The sequence below is a fragment of the Streptomyces sp. NPDC005004 genome, from assembly GCF_053600675.1.
Window position 1 is genome coordinate 52,970 of sequence record NZ_JBSGAH010000006.1, and the last position, 16,876, is coordinate 69,845.

Here is a 16,876-nt window from a genome sequence, read left to right on the forward strand (position 1 = left end):
ACGGGCCGTACGGGCCACGGGGAACGCGTGCCGGACCCGGGTGGCCGGGCACCCGGCGGGGGGCCGCCGAGGAGTGGTTCCGGGGGCCGGGCGGGGCCTCTGAGAGACTGGGGGCGCCATGAACGAGACAGCAGCTGTGCCGACGGCGCCCCTGCGCGCCCGCGCCGAGATCGATCTGGGTGCCCTGCGCGCCAACGTACGGGCACTGCGCGCCCGGTTGACGGGCGGCGCCGCCCTGATGGCCGTCGTCAAGTCGGACGCGTACGGCCACGGCGCCGTGCCCTGCGCCCGCGCCGCCCTCGCGGCCGGGGCGACCTGGCTGGGCACCGCCACGCCCGAGGAGGCCCTCGCGCTGCGCGCGGCCGGGCTGCCGGGCCGGATCATGTGCTGGCTCTGGGTGCCCGGCGGCCCCTGGCGCGAGGCGATCGAGGCCGACCTCGACGTGTCGGTCAGCGGGATGTGGGCGCTGCGCGAGGTCACCGACGCCGCCCGCGCGGCGGGCCGCGCGGCGCGCGTGCAGCTCAAGGCCGACACCGGCCTCGGCCGCAACGGCTGCCAGCCCGGCGACTGGCCCGAGCTGGTCGCCGAGGCGCTGAAGGCCGAGTCGGACGGGCTGATCGAGGTCACCGGTCTGTGGTCCCACTTCGCGTGCGCCGACGAGCCGGGCCACCCCTCCATCACCGCCCAGCTCGACCGCTTCCGCGAGATGGTCGCCCACGCCGAGGAGCAGGGTCTGCGCCCGGAGGTGCGGCACATCGCCAACTCCCCGGCCACGCTGACCCTTCCGGAGACGCACTTCGACCTGGTGCGTACCGGCATCGCGATGTACGGCGTCTCGCCGAGCCCCGAACTCGGTGCCCCGGCCGACTACGGGCTGCGCCCGGTGATGACGCTGCGCGCCTCCCTCGCCCTGGTCAAGCGGGTGCCCGGCGGTCACGGCATCAGCTACGGCCACCACTACGTCACCCCCGGCGAGACGACCCTCGGCCTGGTGCCGGTCGGCTACGCGGACGGCATCCCCCGCCACGCCTCGGGCACCGGGCCCGTGCTGGTCGACGGCAAGTGGCGCACCGTCGCCGGGCGGGTCGCGATGGACCAGTTCGTGGTCGACCTCGGCGGCGACGAGCCCGCGGCGGGCACGGACGCGGTGCTGTTCGGCCCCGGCGACGCGGGCGAGCCCACCGCCGAGGACTGGGCACAGGCGTGCGGGACGATCGCGTACGAGATCGTCACCCGCATCGGCGCCCGGGTGCCCCGCGTGCATCTGAACGGGGAAGAAGAGGGATAACCACCCCGCCGGGCCCGGCAGTTGAGCCCCGGAGCCCCCTGGGTGAGTCATGTCCCCGTTTTTTACGAACATGAGTACGGCGAAGATCTGAGCACAGCGGTCCGGCGAGGAGGAGCGGTACGTGAGCGAGAGCAGTGCGGAGGGCGTGGCCGAGGCCGTCGCCGCGGTCGCCGCCGCCGGGGAGGCGACGGGGAGCTGGCGCCGGACGACCGGCCTCGCCGGGGCCGCGATAGGCGTCCTGGCCGCGGGCGCCGCCGCCGGGGTGGCCATCGAGCGCATGACGGTCGGGCGCGGAATGCGCCGCAAGGCCCAGCTCGCCCTGGACTCGGCCGGCCCCTACGGCACCCTGCGCGGCACCCCCGGCAAGGCCGTCGCGGACGACGGCACCGAGCTGTACTACGAGGTCGACGACATCGAGCCCGACCCCGGTCCGAACGTCTCCCCGCGCCGCCGCAGGCTCTTCGGCCGCAAGGCACCCGCGCCCGTGACCGTCGTCTTCTGTCACGGCTACTGCCTCGGCCAGGACTCCTGGCACTTCCAGCGGGCCGCGCTGCGCGGTGTCGTCCGCACCGTCCACTGGGACCAGCGCAGCCACGGCCGCTCCGGGCGGGGCGTGGCCCAGACCCGCGACGGCGTGCCCGTCACCATCGACCAGCTCGGCCGCGATCTGAAGGCGGTCCTCGACGCGGTCGTGCCCGAGGGCCCGATCGTGCTGGTCGGCCACTCCATGGGCGGCATGACGGTGATGGCGCTGGCCGCCCAGTTCCCGGAGCTGGTCCGGGACCGCGTCGTCGCCACCGCGTTCGTCGGCACCTCCTCCGGACGGCTCGGCGAGGTCAACTTCGGTCTCCCGCTGGCCGGGGTCAACGCGGTGCGCCGCGTCCTGCCGGGCGTGCTGAAGGCGCTCGGACAGCAGGCGGAGCTGGTGGAGAAGGGTCGCCGGGCCACCGCCGAGCTGTTCGCCGGGGTGATCAAGCGCTACTCGTTCGCGGGCCGGGACATCGACCCGGCGGTCGCGCGGTTCGCGGAGCGGATGATCGAGTCCACCCCGATCGACGTGGTCGCGGAGTTCTACCCCGCCTTCACCGACCACGACAAGACCGAGGCGCTGGCCGCCTTCCGGGACATGCCGGTGCTCGTGCTCGCCGGGGTACGGGATCTGGTGACACCGAGCGAGCACAGCGAGGCGATAGCGGACCTGCTGCCCGACGGCGAGCTGGTGCTCGTACCGGAGGCGGGACACCTGGTGATGCTGGAGCATCCGGAGGTCGTCACCGACCGGCTCGCGGACCTCCTCACCCGCGCGGGAGCGGTCCCGGCAGGGGCTACGGTAAGTGGCTATGGAAGAGGCAGCAGCACCGCACAGCCCGGCTGAGATCCGGCTCACCGTCACCTCCCCCGAGCAGATGCGCCGGCTCGGCCTCCGCCTGGCCGGGCTGCTGCGCGCGGGCGACCTCGTGATGCTCACCGGCGAACTGGGCGCGGGCAAGACGACGCTGACCCGGGGGCTCGGCGAGGGGCTCGGGGTGCGCGGCGCGGTCACCTCGCCGACCTTCGTCATCGCCCGGGTCCACCCCTCCCTGGTCGAGGGGCCGCCGCTGGTCCACGTCGACGCCTACCGGCTCTCCGGCGGCCTCGACGAGATGGAGGACCTGGACCTCGACGTGTCGCTGCCCGAGTCGGTGATCGTCGTGGAGTGGGGCGAGGGCAAGGTCGAGGAGCTGACCGACGACCGCCTGGAGGTCCTGATCGACCGCGCGGTCGGGGACACCACCGACGAGGTGCGGCACGTGACGGTGACCGGGCTCGGCAAGCGGTGGGCGGAGACGGAGCTGGGAGCGCTGGCGGCGCTGGAGGGCTGAGGCACCCAGGGATGCCGGACGGCGCCGAAGGGTGCCGGAGGGCGACGCAGGGGAGAGCCCGCGTCCGTATCCCGACATGCTGTCGGGATCGTATTGCGCGGGACGTACCGGGCGTGGTCACATGGTGTCCAGCCCGCGGTTAGGCATACCTAACCGCCCCCGCCCCCGCAGCTCAGGAGGCGTCATGTCCGCTCCACGTCCCACGGCCCGGCCCGAGCGGTCCGGGCTCGCCCCGGTGACCTCGCAGGTGTCCATGCGCGACCTGCTGGCCTCGTGCGCGGCGGCGAGAGCGGTCTCCACCCCGCCTGCCGCCCCGGACCCGGCCGAGCGCGCTCCGGACCACCGCGAGGCGGCGTAACCGCCTCACGACGGGGGAGTCAGCGGATCACCGTCACCGGGACGCCGATCGTCGCGAACCGCCACATGGCGTCGCCGTCCGGCCGGGTCTCGCGGATGCCGCCGGTCTTCACCGAGCCGGTGTCGGCGTCGGGTTCCCCCGGATCGTCGTCGGCCGCGGCGCTGAAGCCGATCGTCACACCGTTCCGTGTCGCGAAGCGGACCACGTGCTCGACGAGCACTCCGTCGGTGCCGGTGACCTGCTTGGAGCGCGAGGTCACCCAGTAGGCGCCGGGCCGCGGGTCCACCTGCCCGGGGCGCACCCGGAAGGTGCGCCTCACGCGGCCCCGGTCGTCCACCAGCCAGACCCGGTCGTCGTCCACCGAGTACACGACCCGCTCGCCCTTGCCCGAGTTCCTCGGCAGCGCGGTCGGATGGCGGCGGTCACGCGGGGCCTTCACGGCGGCGGAGGGGGAGGCGCTCGCCTTGGAGCCGGCCAGCCCCGGCGGCACGGTGGCCTGCGCCTGCCAGGCGAGGAGGGCGACGGTGCCGAGGGCGGCCGCGGTGAGACCGGCCACGATTCCCGAGCTGGTGCCTGCCACGTGGGACCACCTTCGCTTCGTGCCCATATGTCGTACTTCATACAGACCGTAGCAGTCGGTGACCGTCCGTCCGGGGCGGGCGTGCGCGAGCCGCGGGCGCCGTAGGCTGTTCGCGTGCTCTTGCTCGCTCTGGATACCGCCACCCCCGCCGTCACCGTCGCCCTGCACGACGGCACGGACGTCGTCGCCTCGTCCGGCCAGGTGGACGCGCGCCGCCACGGGGAGCTGCTGCTGCCCGCCGTCGACCGTGTGCTCGCCGCCGCCGGGGTCAAGCTCGACGCCGTCACCGGCATCGTCGTCGGCACCGGGCCCGGCCCCTACACGGGCCTGCGCGTCGGTCTGATGACCGCCGACACCTTCGGCCTCGCGCTCGGCGTCCCCGTGCACGGCGTGTGCACCCTGGACGGCCTCGCCTACGCCGCCGACATCGAGAAGGGCCCCTTCGTCGTGGCCACCGACGCCCGGCGCAAGGAGGTCTACTGGGCGACCTACGCCGACTCGCGCACCCGGCTCACCGGGCCCGCCGTGGACCGCCCGGCCGACATCGCGGAGCGCGTCGCGGGTCTGCCCGCCGTCGGCGCGGGCGCGCTGCTCTACCCGGACACCTTCCCGCAGGTCCACGAGCCGGAGCACGTCTCCGCCGCCGCGCTGGCCTCCCTGGCCGCCGAGAAGCTGGCCAGGGGCGAGGAGCTGGAGGAGCCCCGGCCGCTGTACCTGCGCCGCCCGGACGCGCAGGTGCCGAAGAACTACAAGGTGGTCACGCCGAAGTGACCGCTGAGCTGCGCGAGATGCGCTGGTGGGACATCGACCGGGTCCTGGAGCTGGAGAAGGACCTGTTCCCCGAGGACGCCTGGTCGCGAGGCATGTTCTGGTCCGAGCTGGCCCACTCCCGCGGTCCGGAGGCGACCCGGCGCTATCTGGTCGCCTCGGCGCCGGACGGCCGGATCGTCGGGTACGCGGGACTCGCGGCCTCCGGCGACCTCGCCGACGTGCAGACCATCGCCGTCGCCCGCGACCAGCAGGGCACCGGCCTCGGCGCCCGGCTGCTGACCGAGCTGCTGCGGGCCGCGACCGCCTTCGAGTGCGCCGAGGTGATGCTGGAGTGCCGGGTGGACAACACCCGCGCCCAGAAGCTCTACGAGCGCTTCGGCTTCGCCCCCATCGGCTTCCGGCGCGGCTACTACCAGCCGGGCAACGTGGACGCCCTGGTGATGCGCCTGACCGACCCCTCTTCCTCCCTGGAAGACGTACAAGGAACCGAGATCAATGGCTGACGAACCCCTCGTCCTCGGCATCGAGACCTCCTGCGACGAGACCGGCGTCGGCATCGTCCGCGGCACCACCCTGCTGGCGGACGCCGTCGCCTCCAGCGTCGACGAGCACGCCCGCTTCGGCGGCGTCGTCCCCGAGGTCGCCTCCCGCGCCCACCTGGAGGCGATGGTCCCGACCATCGACCGCGCGCTGAAGGAGGCGGGCATCACCGCCCGCGACCTCGACGGCATCGCGGTGACCGCCGGCCCCGGCCTCGCGGGTGCCCTCCTGGTCGGTGTCTCGGCCGCCAAGGCGTACGCCTACGCCCTCGGCAAGCCCCTCTACGGCGTCAACCACCTCGCCTCGCACATCTGCGTGGACCAGCTGGAGCACGGCCCGCTGCCCGAGCCGACCATGGCCCTGCTGGTCTCCGGCGGCCACTCCTCGCTGCTGCTGTCCTCGGACATCACCTCCGACGTCCGCCCGATGGGCGCCACCATCGACGACGCGGCGGGCGAGGCGTTCGACAAGATCGCCCGCGTGCTGAACCTGGGCTTCCCCGGCGGCCCGGTCATCGACCGCTACGCCCGCGAGGGCGACCCGACGGCCATCGCCTTCCCGCGCGGCCTGAGCGGTCCCCGCGACCCCGCCTACGACTTCTCCTTCTCCGGCCTCAAGACCGCCGTGGCCCGCTGGATCGAGGCCAGGCGGGCGGCCGGCGAGGAGGTGCCCGTCCGTGACGTGGCCGCCTCCTTCCAGGAGGCCGTGGTGGACGTGCTCACCCGCAAGGCCGTGCGCGCCTGCAAGGACGAGGGCGTCGACCACCTGATGATCGGCGGCGGTGTCGCGGCCAACTCCCGGCTGCGGGCGCTCGCCCAGGAGCGCTGCGAGGCGGCGGGCATCCGGCTGCGGGTGCCGCGTCCCAAGCTGTGCACGGACAACGGCGCGATGGTCGCCGCGCTCGGCGCCGAGATGGTCGCCCGCAACCGGGCCGCCTCGGACTGGGACCTGTCCGCCGACTCCTCCCTGCCGGTCACCGACCCGCACGTGCCGGGCACCGGGCACAGCCACGACCACGTCCACGAGGTCAGCAAGGAGAACCTGTACTCGTGAGCGTCGCCCTCATGTGGGAGGCGCGGGCCGCCGACGGCCGGGGCGCCGAGCTGCTCGCCTGGGCCCGCGGGCAGGAGCTGCCCGCCGTGCCGCTGCGCCGGGAGACCTTCCGGGCGCCGGGGGAGCGGGTGCTGGTCATCACGTGGTGGGACGCGGCGTACGACGCGGACGTGCCGGAACTGCCCGATCCGGCGGCGGGGTTGGTGTCGCGGCCGGTGCACCGGTGGCGGTTCGAACCGGTGGAGGACTGAGCCGGTTCGGGGTGTCGCCGGCAGGACTGGCGCTCGGCGGCGATCTTTGGCTATGATCATCACAGAGCGAACGGGCCGGAACAACTCCGGTCAGAACGCCAGGCGTTGGTGGTCCAAGGAAAGACGCCCCGCTTCCTGCGGGGAAATGCAGGTGCAAGGCCTGCCCGGCGCTCAGATCAGAAGGCGCCCCGGTCTCGACCGGGGCGCCTTCGCCGTTCTCCCTCACCCGGCCGGCGTCACCCGCGCGTCCGCCGTCTCGCAGCGCAGCACCCGGTCCGGGCCCACCAGCCGCACCGGCCCGGTCAGCGTCACGTGCGCGGTGTGCCGCACCTCGGCGCTCGACGGGCCCAGCCGCAGCTCCAGCGCCCCAGGTTCGACGATCCGGCTGCCCGACCGGCCGGTGAACGACGCCAGGTCGGCATGGAACCGGAAGCTCACCCGGCGCTCCTCGCCCGGCTCCAGCTCCAGCCGCCGGTAACCGACCAGGCGCACGTCGGGCCGCGTCACCGAGGCCACCGGATCGTGCAGATAGAGCTGCACCACCTCCGCGCCCGCCCGCTCCCCGGTGTTGCGCACGCTCAGCGCGAGGTCGTACGTCCCGTCCGTGCCGACCTCGACGGGCTCGGTGCCGCTGAACTCCCCCCAGGCGAACGACGTGTACGACAGCCCGTGCCCGAACGGGAAGAGGGGCGTCGGGTCCAGGGCGCTGACCTCGCTGGGGAGGCCCAGCGGTGGCTGGAGGTAGGTCCAGGGCTGGCCGCCGGGGTCGCGGGGGACGCTCAGCGGGAGGCGTCCCGAGGGGTTGACCCGGCCCGAGAGCACTCCGGCGACCGCCGTGCCGCCCTCCTCGCCGGGGAAGAACGCCTGTACCGCCGCGCCGAGTCGGGCTTCCCAGCGGCCCAGCGCGTAGGGGCGGCCGGTGAGCAGGACCAGGACGACCGGAGTGCCCGTGGCCACCAGCGCGTCCAGCAACCCCGTTTGCACGCCCGGCAGTTCCAGGTCCGCCACATCGCACCCCTCGCCGGAGGTGCCCCGCCCGAACAGGCCCGCCCGGTCGCCCAGCACCGCCACGCACACGTCGGCGTCCGACGCGAGGGCGACCGCTTCCGCGAAGCCGGAGGTGTCCGGGTCGGATACCCCGCAGCCCTCCGCGAACTTGACCTCCGCGTCCGGTAGTTCGGCGCGCAGCGACTCCAGGACCGTCGGGATCTCTATGCCCGGCGGCACGTCGGGGTGGTGCGGGAGGACGTGGGAGGGGAAGGAGTAGCAGCCGAGCATCGCGAGCGGGTCGGCGGCGCGGGGACCCACCACCGCGATCCGGGCGGTGCGGGAGAGGGGGAGCAGTCCTGCCGGGTTGGCCAGCAGGATCACCGACTCCTCCGCCAGGCGGCGGGCCAGGGCGCGGTTGCCGGGCGGGTCCAGGTCCACCTGTCCCTCGCGTTCCGGAGTGAAGTCCTCGTCCAGCAGTCCCAGTTCGCACTTCTGGAGCAGGACGCGGCGGGCCGCGCGGTCCACCAGCGACTCGGGCACGTCCCCGGCCCGTACCGCCGCGACCAGGTCGCTGCCGTAGCAGTCCACGGTGGGCAGCTCGACGTCGATCCCGGCGACCAGCGCCAGATGCGCGGCCTCGGTCTTCGTGGCCGCCACCCGGTGCAGGGTGCGCAGGAAGCCGACGGCGAAGTAGTCCGCGACCACCGTCCCGGTGAAGCCCCACTCCTCGCGCAGCAGCCCGGTCAGCAGCTCCGGGTCGGCCGAGGACGGGACGCCGTCGGTCTCGGTGTAGGCGGCCATCACCGACCGCGCGCCGCCCTCGCGCAGCGCCATCTCGAACGGCGGCAGCACGACGTCCGCCAGCTCGCGGACGCCCGCCCGTACCGGCGCCAGATTGCGGGCGCCCGCCGAGCTCGCGTACCCGGCGAAGTGCTTCAGGGTGGCGACCACCCCGGCCGACTCCAGACCCCGTACATAGGCGGCGCCGACCGTGCCGACCAGGTAGGGGTCCTCGCCGATGGTCTCCTCCACCCGCCCCCAGCGCAGATCGCGCGCCACGTCCAGGACCGGGGCGAGCCCCTGGTGGACGCCGACCGAGCGCAGGTCGGCGCCGATCCTGCGGCCCATCTCCTCCACCAGCTCCGGGTCGAAGGAGGCACCCCAGGCGGGCGGCACCGGGTACGCGGTCGCCCCCCAGGCGGTGAAGCCGGCCAGGCACTCCTCGTGGGCGAGCGCGGGGATGCCGAAGCGGCCGGCCGCGGCGATCCGACGCTGGGCGGCGGCGAGCGCACGGGCACCCGCCGCCGCGTCCACGGGGGCGGTGCCGAACGAGCGGGTCAACTGGCCGAGTCCGTGCGCGATCAGCCCGTCCCAGTCCGGCACCCGGCTCATCTCGCCCTGGAGCGGCGCCACTTCGCCGCCCTCCGCATCCGCGCCCACCCACACGCCGTACAACTGGGCCGTCTTCTCCTCCAGGGTCATCCGGGACAGCAGGTCGGCGACGCGGTCGGCGGCGGGCAGCGCGGGGTCGCGCCAGGGGGCGGTGGTCATGGAACTCCTGTCGGGGTGTCGTACGAGGGGACGCCGTGCGCGAGGGGGCCACGGGAGAGCTACGGGAGGGGCTCCGGGCGGGGGCTGCGAGGGATCACTTGCCGCCCACGCCCATCAGGCCGCCGACCAGGGCGCGCCGGGCCACCAGGTAGACGGCGAACACCGGGATGCCGGAGAGGACGACGGAGGCGAGCAGTGCGGGGATGTTCACGCCGAACTGGCTGACGTAGGTGAACAGGCCCAGGGTGAGGACCCGGGGGCCGTCGGACTGGGTGAAGATCAGCGGGAAGAGGAAGCCGTTCCACGCCTGGAGCGCCGCGTAGACGACGACGGTGCCGATACCGCCCCTGGCCAGCGGGATGACGAGCTGGAAGAGCATCCGCGCCGGGGATGCGCCGTCCAGGGCCATCGCCTCGTACAGCTCCTCGGAGATGTCCCGCAGGGTGCCCGTGAGGACGAGGACCGACACCGGCATCGCGAAGGCGGCGGTGGGCAGGACGACCGCGAGCAGGCTGTCGTACAGGTTCAGCTTGGCGATCATCAGATAGAGCGGGACCACCACGGCCTGTGCGGGGATGGCCACACCGAGCAGGAACAGCCGGAAGGCGGCGCCCGACCAGAAGCCCCGGGTGCGGACGGCGACGTACGCCAGCGGCACGCACAGGACCAGGACGATGGCGACGACGGCCGCCGCCACCAGCACGGTGTTGGCGAGGAAGTGGCCGAAGCCGCTGTGCAGGACGGTGTCGTAGTTGGCCAGGGTGGGGTGGTGCGGGGGGCGCAGGGCGTTGTGGCCGAGCGCCTCGTCCTGGCCGGTCAGGGACAGCGAGATCATCGCGTAGACCGGGACGATGACGACGGCCAGCCAGATCACCGAGCCGAGTCCGGCCAGCGGGTCGGCGCGGCGGGTCCAGGGGCGGCGCGGCGGCCGGGGCGGCTTCGCGGGTGCGGGGGACTTCACCGGCGGGGTGAGGGTGTCGGGGGCCACGGCGTCACATTCCTTCGCGGGTGCTGCGCATGGCGCCGAAGCCGGACAGCCGGATCAGCAGCAGGGACAGCGCGGTGGCGGCCACGACGAGGAAGGTCGCGACGGCGCTGGCGTAGCCGAAGTCGTAGCTCTTGAAGCCCGCTTCGTACATCAGGTACGGCAGGATCGCGGTGTCCGTGCCGGGGCCGCCCTGGGTGAGGATCAGGACGGTCTCGAAGTAGGTCAGCGAGCCGACGATCATCAGCACGCTCGACGTCGTCGCCGTGTTGCGCAGCTGGGGCAGCGTGATGGAGACGAACCGGCGCAGGCGTCCGGCGCCGTCGATCGCGGCAGCCTGGTAGAGCACGTCGGGGATCTGCCGCGCGCCGCCCTGGTAGATCATCGTGTGGAACGGGATGAACTGCCAGCCGCCGACGAAGACGAGCGCGAGGAACGCGCCGGAGGTCGAGCCGAGCGTGTCGCCGCGCACGATGCCGAAGTTGGGGTCGAGCAGGGCGTAGAACAGCAGCGAGATCGCCGTCGAGGACAGCAGGAACGGCACGAAGAAGATCGCCGACAGGACCGCCCGGTTGCGCTGCCGTCCCGCCGCCCAGACGCCCAGGAGCAGGGACGCGAGCGTCTGGAAGGCCCAACTGGCCACCGTCAGCAGGGCGGTGGCGGTCAGGGACTGGGTCAGCCGGTCGTCCCCGATCAGCTTGTGCCAGTTGGCCAGACCGGCCGGGCGGGGGTCGCCCAGGCCGTTCCAGGTGGTGAAGGACAGACAGAACGCGAGGATCATGGGCAGGAGGGCGAAGAAGCCGAAGAAGAGCACGGCGGGCAGCGCCCAGGAGGGGTGGGGGCGCCCGGCCCGCGTGGCCGATCCGCTGGTCGCGCCGCTCACTTCAGCTCCTTGAGCGCCGAAACGAACCGCTCCGGCGACGACTTGCCGACGAACAGCTTGTTGACCTCGGTGAGCATCGGGGTCGAGGCGTTCGGGTCGACCGCCTGGTCCCAGCTGAGTGTGAAGGCGGGGGCGTTCTGGACCATGCGGTACTGGAAGCGGGCGAACTCCGGGTTGGGGGAGGCGTCGAGGAGGTCGGCCGCGTTGGAGGTGGCCGGGATGTCGCCGTTGGCGATCAGGGCCTTGGCGTAGCGCTCGGAGGCGCAGTCGCGGAGGAAGGCGAGCGCCGCGTCCTTGTTGCTCGTACGGGCGTTCACCGACCAGTAGTTGGTGGGGTTGCCGACCACGTTGCGGATGTCGCCCGCGCCGCCCTCGAACTCCGGGAAGGGGCACCAGCCGAGGTCCTTCCTGGCGAAGTCCGGGAACTTGCCGAGCTGGGTGGAGTACTCCCACGAGCCCATCAGGTGCATCGCCGCCTTGCCCTTGGCGAAGGCGGCGGGGGCACCGCCGTTGGTGTACGCGACCGAGCTGAAGCCCTTGCCGAAGGCGCCGTCGTCGATGAGCTCGCGCACGGTCCTGGCGGCTTTGAGGACGGCGGGGTCGCCCCACCCCGCCGAGTCGCCGTTCTTGATCCGGTCGAAGACCTTGGGGCCGCCGATGCGGTCCACGAGGTACTCCAGCCACATGAGTTCGGGCCAGATGTCCGCGCCGCCGAGGGCGAACGGGGTGATCCCCGCCTTCTTCAGTTTCGCGTTGGTGTCGAGGAGCTGGTCCCAGGTGGTGGGCGGCTTCAGCTTGTGCTCGGCGAACAGGCGCTTGTTGTAGAAGAGGATCACCGGCTGCATACCGCGCATCGGGATGCCGTACTCGCGCCCGCCGAGCGCGCCGGCGGCGAGGACCGAGGGCAGGAAACCCTTCTTCAGGACCGGGTCGGAGGCGATGGTGCCGGTCAGGTCCAGGATCTGGTGGGCCTCCTCGTACGCCTTGATGGAGCCGCCGCCCCAGTTGAAGAACACGTCGGGGGCGTTCGGGGAGCCCATCGCGGTGCGCAGCTTCGCGGGGTACTCCGCGCCGGGCACCTTCTCCAGGTGGACCCGGCCCTTGGTCTTGCGGGCGGCGGCCGAGGAGTTGAACCGCGAGACCGCCGCGGCCTGCACCTTCGCCGCGTCGTCGCCGTACACGAACGCCGTGAGCGTGCCGTCCGCGCCGGAGTCGCCGCCGGAACCGCAGGCGGTGAGCCCGGCGGCCAGAGTGGCGGCACCGGCGCCGAGCAACCAGCGTCTGCTGTAGGTCTCCATGAACGGGCACCCCTCACGGATCGTTCGCGGATGACTCCGCGAAAGCCTTCGAATGTTTCGAAAGACAACTCGAATGTTCCGGGAACGTAAGACGCCCGACGGAGCCCGTCAAGAGGTCGCGCAGAGATACGATCGCGGCCATGAAGCCGACGAAGAACGGAACGGCGCAGAGCGCCACGCTCGCCGAGATCGCCCGGGAGGCCGGGGTGTCGGCTCCGACTGTTTCGAAGGTGCTCAACGGGCGGGCGGACGTCGCCGCGGCCACCCGTGCCCGGGTCGAGGAGCTGCTGCGCGCGCACGGTTACCGCCGCAGACGGGCCGAGGCCACCCGCTCGCCGCTGATCGACCTGGTCTTCCACGAGCTGGAGAGCGCCTGGGCGATGGAGGTCATCCGGGGCGTGGAGAACGTCGCCCGGGAGGCGGGGCTGAGCGTGGTGCTCTCCGAGAGCGCCGGGCGGCTCACCCCCGGCCGCACCTGGGCCGACCAGGTCGCGGGGCGCCGCCCGCACGGCGTGATCCTGGTCCTGTCGGACCTCGACGACTCCCAGCGCGCCCTGCTGACCAGCCGCCGCATCCCCTTCGTGGTCCTCGACCCGGCGGGCGACCCGGGGGCCGACGTGCCCTCCATCGGCGCCACCAACTGGCAGGGCGGCCTCGCCGCGACCCGGCACCTCGTCGACCTCGGCCACACCCGTATCGGTGCGATCAGCGGGCCCTCCCGCATGATGTGCAGCCGCGCCCGCCTCGACGGCTACCGGGCCGCCCTGGAGACCGCGGGGCTGCCCGTCGACCCCGCCCTGATCAAGGCCGGCGACTTCCACCACGACTCCGGCCGCCGCCTGGGCCTGGAGCTGCTGCGCGCCCCCGACCGCCCCACCGCCGTCTTCGCGGGCAACGACCTCCAGGCTCTCGGTCTCTACGAAGCCGCCCGCGAACTGGGCCTGCGCGTCCCCGAGGACCTCAGCGTCGTCGGCTTCGACGACCTTCCCGTCGCTCGCTGGGTCGGCCCCCCGCTCACCACCGTCCGCCAGCCCCTGACCGAAATGGCCGAAGCCGCCGCCCGCCTGGTCCTCGACCTCGGCCGCGCGGACTCCGCTCCCGCCTCCACCCGCGTGGAACTGGCGACGAGCCTGGTGGTGCGGTCGAGCACGGGGGCGCCGCCGGCGTGAGCCGGGCTACGCCGCCGGATGCCCGATCAGCATCGTCGGCGCTCCCGCCACCCGGGTCAGGAACACCGTCGCGGAGTGGGGCCCCTGTGGCTTCACCTTGCGGCGGAGCTCTTCCGGTTCGACCGCCGAGCCGCGCTTCTTGACGGTGAGGGTGCCGACCTGGCGTTCGCGGAGGAGCGCCTTCAGCTTCTTGAGGTTGAAGGGGAGCTGGTCGGTGATCTCGTAGGCGGTGGCGTAGGGGGTGGGGCGCAGGGTGTCGGAGGTGAGGTAGGCGATGGTCTCGTCCAGGAGGCCGCCGGCCAGGTCCTCGGCGACCTCGGCGACCAGGTGGGCGCGGATGACGGCGCCGTCGGGCTCGTAGAGGTAGCGGCCGACGGGGCGGACGGCCGGGTCGGGCAGACCGCGGCCTTCGAGGCTGCGGGGACCCGGGAGCAGGGTGGCGCGGACGCCGCCCGGGGCGCCGGTGCCGAACCACAGCACCGCCTCCTTCACGTCTCCGGCGTCCGAGATCCACTCCGCCTCGGCTTCGGCGGGGACCGCCTCGTGCGGGATGCCGGGGGCGATCTTCAACGCGGCGCGCGGGGCGGTACGGGCCGCCGCGACCGCCCAGGACAGCGGCGGTGAGTACGCCTCCGGATCGAAGATGCGGCCCCGGCCGCCGCGTCGCGCCGGGTCCACGAACACCGCGTCGTACCCGGCCGTGTCCACCTCGGTGACGTCCGTCTCGCGCACCTCGATCAGGCTGTCGAGCCCCAGCGCCTCGGCGTTCGCCCGCGCCACCGCCGCCGTCAGCGGGTCGCGGTCCACGGCGAGCACCCGGATACCCGCACGGGCCAGCGCGAGCGCGTCGCCGCCGATCCCGCAGCACAGGTCCGCCACCGAGGTCACCCCGAGCGCCCGCATCCGCTCCGCGCGGTACGCCGCCACGCTGGTCCGGGTCGACTGCTCGACCCCGTTCGGCGTGAAGAACATCCGCTCCGCGTCCTCGGCCCCGAACTTGGCCGCCGCCCGCTGCCGCAGCCGGGCCTGACCGAGCGCGGCCGACACCAGCTCGACGGGGTGGGTGCGGCGCAGCCGGGTGGCGACGGCGAGTTCGTCGGCCGGTGCGGTGCCGCGGACCTCGTCGAGCAGGGCCCGGCCCTCGTCGGTGCGCAGGGCGTGGAAGGAGGAGAGCTGGTCGTTCACCGGCTCATTGTGGGCCAGTCGGTGGACCGTACGCCTCCGACGGCGGTGTCGGGCCGGTCACGGGGCTCCGGCCTGCCAAGATCCGGCATCATGCGAGCCGTCGTACAAAACGATAAAAGTCGGGCGCGGTTGCGTGCGGCCGCCCTGCGCTGCGCCGCCGCCGCACTCACCACCGCCGCCGTCCTCACCGGCTGCGCGGGCCCCGGCGACAGCGCCGCCCCGCACAAGGCCCCCGCCGGACACGGCGGCCCCGCCAAGCCCCGGGACGCGGCCGCCGCCCGCCTCGCCGAACAGCAGCGCATGGCCGCCGCCGCCCGCAAGTGGGGTCTCGCGCAGGTCCCGGTCGCCCCGCCCGCGCCGCCCCGCGTCAAGCCGAGGATCACCGCCCGCGCCGGCTTCGAGGTAGCCCACCAGGACGACTGGGACCTCCCCCCGGTCTTCACCACCGTCCCCACGCGGCAGAAGGTCGTCTTCCTGACCATCGACGACGGCGCCGAGAAGGACCCCAGGTTCCTGGAGATGATGCGGGAGCTGAAGATCCCGTACACCGCCTTCCTCAGCAACTACCTCGTCAAGGACGACTACGGCTACTTCCGCACGATGCGGTCGTACGGCAACACGCTCGACAACCACACCCTGACCCACCCCTATCTCCCCGGCCTCTCCTACGAGGAGCAGCGCCACGAGATCTGCGGGATGCAGGACATCATGGAGAAGCAGTTCGGCAAGCGCCCCACCGTGCTGCGCCCGCCCTACGGCGACTACAACCAGGACACCCTGCGCGCCGCCAAGTCGTGCGGCATCGAGTACGCGCCGATCTGGAACGAAGAGGTCTACGTCGACCACTGGGAGTACCGCGAGGACGACCGCCGAATGCGCCGCGGCGACATCGTCCTCACCCACTTCCGGGGCCCCGGCGAGTGGAACGGCACCATGGTCGACGACATGCGCCGCTTCCTCGACAAGGTCACGGCCGAGGGCTACGCGGTCGCCCGCCTGGAGGACTACCTGTGAGCCACGGGGGGCGGGGACGGACGCGGCGGGCGCCGGGACGTTCGACGAGGCGCGCAGGCGGGTCCGGGCGCGCGGGCGCGGGCGCGCGCGCCGCGCTGTGCGCCGTACTGGCCACCGTCGCGCTCCTGACCGGCTGCGCCCAGTCCGTCGACCCCATCGAACGCCTCGGCAAGAAGGCCGCCGAGGGAGTGCACCGCCCCGTGGTCCGCGCCGACCGCGCCTACCGCCACTGGGGCCTGTCCGCCCCCCTCGCCGCCGCCCCCCACCACGCGGCGACCACCCGCACGGCCGGCCCCCTCCCCCCGGTCGTCGACCGCGTCCCCACCACCGACAAGGTCGTCTTCCTCACCTACGACGACGGCGCGGGCCAGGACCCCCGCCTGGCCACCCTGATCCGCGAACTCCACCTCCCGGTCACGGTCTTCACCACCGTCCACCAGGCGGCCCTCCGCAAGGCGGGCGCGACGGTCGAGCACCGGGCCCCCCGCCGGGGCACCCTCCCCGGCCTCCCCTACACCCGCCAGCGCGCCGCCCTCTGCACCCGCCCCGCCGCCCACCTCCTCCGCCCCCGCCACGGCACCTACGACCACACCACCCTCCGCGCCGCCGCCCACTGCGGCATCACCGCACTCGTCCTCTGGCGCGTGACGGTCACACCGACGGGCGTCGCCTACACGAGAGGCCCCCACGCCCTCCTCCCGGGCGACGTCGTCCGAGTGGGCCCGGCGCGAGGTCCGGCGACGGAACTGGGGGAGCAGACGGCGCGACTGCTGCGGAAGGTGCAGGAACGCGGCCTGACGGTGGGCCACTTGGAGGACTACCTGTAGGCGGCTCCGCTCGCTCGCGGTCCGTCCGGGCGGGGGCCTGGAGGTGCAGCGACCGAAACGGTGGACGCGACTCCCGCACCGACATCGCCGACGCGCCGCACGGCAATTGGCACTCCGCTTGACCGAGTGCTAACCCCGGTCATAGTCTCGGCTCTGGCACTCGGCAGCAGAGAGTGCCAACAAAGCGACGGGCAGGTCCGGCACCCGCGACGACGGATCCACCTGGTCGCCACCTCAGACAGTCAACCCCGTGTGATCTCAGAAGGGGGAG

17 protein-coding genes are annotated in these 16,876 nt (G+C 73.4%); 11 read left to right on the top strand and 6 right to left on the bottom strand.

The features are described 5' to 3' along the window. Window positions 1–118: 118 nt before the first annotated feature. From alr to ACWEEU_RS09925, 4 genes are all read left to right on the top strand, one after another. Window positions 119–1,288, top strand: coding sequence for an alanine racemase (gene alr / locus ACWEEU_RS09910; RefSeq protein ID WP_385741611.1), 1,170 nt, complete (start codon window positions 119–121; stop codon window positions 1,286–1,288). Window positions 1,289–1,409: 121 nt separating this feature from the next. Further along, the gene (locus ACWEEU_RS09915) at window positions 1,410–2,663 is read left to right on the top strand and encodes an alpha/beta fold hydrolase (RefSeq protein ID WP_385741614.1); all 1,254 of its coding nucleotides are present in this window, start codon (window positions 1,410–1,412) and stop codon (window positions 2,661–2,663) included. Beyond that, window positions 2,629–3,150 (top strand): tRNA (adenosine(37)-N6)-threonylcarbamoyltransferase complex ATPase subunit type 1 TsaE, encoded by a 522-nt coding sequence (gene tsaE / locus ACWEEU_RS09920; protein WP_385741617.1) that lies wholly within the window; start codon window positions 2,629–2,631, stop codon window positions 3,148–3,150. The genes ACWEEU_RS09915 and tsaE overlap by 35 nt, the downstream gene beginning before the upstream one ends. Before the next feature lie 184 nt (window positions 3,151–3,334). Continuing rightward, window positions 3,335–3,508 (top strand): hypothetical protein, encoded by a 174-nt coding sequence (locus ACWEEU_RS09925; RefSeq protein WP_385741620.1) that lies wholly within the window; start codon window positions 3,335–3,337, stop codon window positions 3,506–3,508. 19 nt (window positions 3,509–3,527) lie between these two features. Here ACWEEU_RS09925 and ACWEEU_RS09930 read toward each other — a convergent pair whose 3' ends face one another. Beyond that, on the bottom strand, window positions 3,528–4,088 hold the full coding sequence (locus ACWEEU_RS09930; protein ID WP_451730571.1) for a hypothetical protein: 561 nt from the start codon (window positions 4,086–4,088) through the stop codon (window positions 3,528–3,530). 114 nt (window positions 4,089–4,202) lie between these two features. Between ACWEEU_RS09930 and tsaB the strand changes: the two genes are divergently transcribed. From tsaB to ACWEEU_RS09950, 4 genes are read left to right on the top strand one after another with little or no spacing between them, the layout of a single operon-like run. Continuing rightward, window positions 4,203–4,859 carry a tRNA (adenosine(37)-N6)-threonylcarbamoyltransferase complex dimerization subunit type 1 TsaB gene (gene tsaB / locus ACWEEU_RS09935; RefSeq protein WP_385741626.1) on the top strand — a complete coding sequence of 219 codons (657 nt, stop codon included), beginning with the start codon at window positions 4,203–4,205 and terminating at the stop codon, window positions 4,857–4,859. 17 nt (window positions 4,860–4,876) lie between these two features. Then, window positions 4,877–5,362 carry a ribosomal protein S18-alanine N-acetyltransferase gene (gene rimI / locus ACWEEU_RS09940; RefSeq protein WP_385741716.1) on the top strand — a complete coding sequence of 162 codons (486 nt, stop codon included), beginning with the start codon at window positions 4,877–4,879 and terminating at the stop codon, window positions 5,360–5,362. After that, window positions 5,355–6,452 carry a tRNA (adenosine(37)-N6)-threonylcarbamoyltransferase complex transferase subunit TsaD gene (gene tsaD / locus ACWEEU_RS09945; protein WP_385741628.1) on the top strand — a complete coding sequence of 366 codons (1,098 nt, stop codon included), beginning with the start codon at window positions 5,355–5,357 and terminating at the stop codon, window positions 6,450–6,452. Before rimI ends, tsaD begins: the two co-directional genes overlap by 8 nt. Next, window positions 6,449–6,703 carry a hypothetical protein gene (locus tag ACWEEU_RS09950; RefSeq protein ID WP_451730575.1) on the top strand — a complete coding sequence of 85 codons (255 nt, stop codon included), beginning with the start codon at window positions 6,449–6,451 and terminating at the stop codon, window positions 6,701–6,703. Before tsaD ends, ACWEEU_RS09950 begins: the two co-directional genes overlap by 4 nt. 222 nt (window positions 6,704–6,925) lie before the next feature. Here the strand turns inward: ACWEEU_RS09950 and ACWEEU_RS09955 are convergent, their stop codons facing one another. The 4 genes from ACWEEU_RS09955 to ACWEEU_RS09970 all read right to left on the bottom strand — a co-directional run bounded on the left by ACWEEU_RS09955 (window position 6,926) and on the right by ACWEEU_RS09970 (window position 12,410). Further along, complete coding sequence (locus tag ACWEEU_RS09955) at window positions 6,926–9,244, bottom strand: beta-xylosidase/alpha-l-arabinosidase (RefSeq protein WP_451730578.1); 2,319 nt, start codon at window positions 9,242–9,244, stop codon at window positions 6,926–6,928. Window positions 9,245–9,338: 94 nt separating this feature from the next. After that, on the bottom strand, window positions 9,339–10,205 hold the full coding sequence (locus tag ACWEEU_RS09960; RefSeq protein ID WP_385741719.1) for a carbohydrate ABC transporter permease: 867 nt from the start codon (window positions 10,203–10,205) through the stop codon (window positions 9,339–9,341). Window positions 10,206–10,236: 31 nt separating this feature from the next. Beyond that, window positions 10,237–11,112 (bottom strand): carbohydrate ABC transporter permease, encoded by an 876-nt coding sequence (locus ACWEEU_RS09965; RefSeq protein ID WP_385741636.1) that lies wholly within the window; start codon window positions 11,110–11,112, stop codon window positions 10,237–10,239. Further along, complete coding sequence (locus tag ACWEEU_RS09970) at window positions 11,109–12,410, bottom strand: ABC transporter substrate-binding protein (protein WP_451730581.1); 1,302 nt, start codon at window positions 12,408–12,410, stop codon at window positions 11,109–11,111. The genes ACWEEU_RS09965 and ACWEEU_RS09970 overlap by 4 nt, the downstream gene beginning before the upstream one ends. Before the next feature lie 140 nt (window positions 12,411–12,550). On the opposite strand from ACWEEU_RS09970, the gene ACWEEU_RS09975 reads away from it, so the two are divergent. Beyond that, window positions 12,551–13,579: a LacI family DNA-binding transcriptional regulator gene (locus tag ACWEEU_RS09975; RefSeq protein WP_385741642.1), complete on the top strand. Its 1,029-nt coding sequence runs from the start codon at window positions 12,551–12,553 to the stop codon at window positions 13,577–13,579. A gap of 6 nt (window positions 13,580–13,585) precedes the next feature. Here ACWEEU_RS09975 and ACWEEU_RS09980 read toward each other — a convergent pair whose 3' ends face one another. Further along, window positions 13,586–14,764, bottom strand: a complete 1,179-nt coding sequence (locus ACWEEU_RS09980) for a THUMP-like domain-containing protein (RefSeq protein ID WP_451730584.1) — start codon at window positions 14,762–14,764, stop codon at window positions 13,586–13,588. Between the two features lie 90 nt (window positions 14,765–14,854). On the opposite strand from ACWEEU_RS09980, the gene ACWEEU_RS09985 reads away from it, so the two are divergent. Together ACWEEU_RS09985 and ACWEEU_RS09990 are read left to right on the top strand one after the other, a co-directional pair. Then, a complete protein-coding gene (locus tag ACWEEU_RS09985) occupies window positions 14,855–15,778 on the top strand; it encodes a polysaccharide deacetylase family protein (RefSeq protein WP_451730587.1) in 924 nt (307 codons plus the stop codon). 95 nt (window positions 15,779–15,873) lie between these two features. Continuing rightward, a complete protein-coding gene (locus ACWEEU_RS09990) occupies window positions 15,874–16,605 on the top strand; it encodes a hypothetical protein (RefSeq protein WP_451731004.1) in 732 nt (243 codons plus the stop codon). The last annotated feature ends 271 nt before the right edge of the window (window positions 16,606–16,876 follow it).